The 1288-nt window shown below is 39.4% G+C and carries 1 protein-coding gene; it reads left to right on the forward strand.

All coding sequences use genetic code 11. From position 1 onward, the window contains the following. The first annotated feature begins 237 nt into the window (after positions 1-237). A complete protein-coding gene (locus ACOVQ4_RS18035; protein WP_421822010.1) occupies positions 238-1188 on the forward strand; it encodes a 3-keto-disaccharide hydrolase in 951 nt (316 codons plus the stop codon). Positions 1189-1288: the final 100 nt, after the last annotated feature.

A 1288-nucleotide genomic window follows, 5' to 3' on the forward strand; every position in this document is an offset into this window, starting at 1 on the left:
AACTTGGCTCAAGACGTAAAGTATTACGTCTCTACTGCTAGCGTACAAACTTTACCATAATCACTCATTGGTTCAATCACCAATTCACTCAATAGATAATGACTTCTACCATTATCTATATGCCTTCCATTGCGATTTGTCGGCTTATCTTACAAAATTTTAATTAATTTTAGCATTGTTGTTTTGCCGACAACGACAAATCGTTGTGAAAACCATTTAACCAAAAACAATACTATCATGCAAAAACTCATTACAAAATTACATTTGATAATTCTGTGTATTTTATGCTCAACCTTGGCTATTACAGCTCAAAGTATAGAAGGGCGTTGGGATATTACCATTACGAAAGGAAATAAAAAATTCCCGTCTTGGTTAGAAATTAACCATTCTGGGGTAAAATACCTCAATGGGCGTTTTGTGGGTAGTGGCGGTAGTGCCAGACCTATCTCAATAGTATATTTCAAGGATAATAAAATGTCTTTCGCCATTCCGCCACAGTGGGAAAGAGAAGAGAAAGACCTTGTAGTAGAGGCTATCTTGAAAGATGGAAAATTGGAAGGAACAATGAATCAGCCTAATGGCGAAGTATTGAATTGGGTGGGTGTAAAAGCACCAAAATTGATCAAGTCTAAGGAGCCTATTTTCGGAAAACCAATGCCTATTTTCAATGGTAAAAACTTAGACGGATGGGAAATTATTGGAAGAGAAGACCGCCCTACTGCAGGCGAAAACCAATGGGTTGTTGAGAATGGTGCTTTGAAAAGTCCAAAATCAGGTGCTAATATCAGAACAACCAAAACCTTCGGTGATTTCAAATTACACGTTGAATTCCGTGTGCCAGAGGGTAGCAATAGTGGTGTATATCTACGTGGACGCTATGAAGTACAGATTACGGACGGTTTCGGTATAGAACCATCTGCTATTGAACTGGGAGGTATTTATGGTTTTGTGAAGCCTTTAGAAATGCCAGCTAAAAAAGCAGGAGAATGGCAAAGTTATGATATTACCTTAGTCGGAAGAGTGGTGACTGTAGTGCTAAATGGCAAAACAACCATCTATAAAGCTGAGATACCAGGCATTACGGGTGGCGCGATTGATAGCAATGAGGCAGAAGCAGGACCAATTATGTTCCAAGGTGACCACGGACCAATTGAGTTTAGAAACATCACGATTGCAACAGCGAAGTAATTTATTCTTGATAGCATGTTTAAGGCATTAGGTTTGAGGCATTAGGCTTTAAGCCGTAGGCGATAAGTAGAAAACTGTGCTTGGCTGTAGCCTACGGCTT

Source organism: Flectobacillus sp. (genome assembly GCF_049240685.1).
Lineage (GTDB): Bacteria > Bacteroidota > Bacteroidia > Cytophagales > Spirosomataceae > Flectobacillus.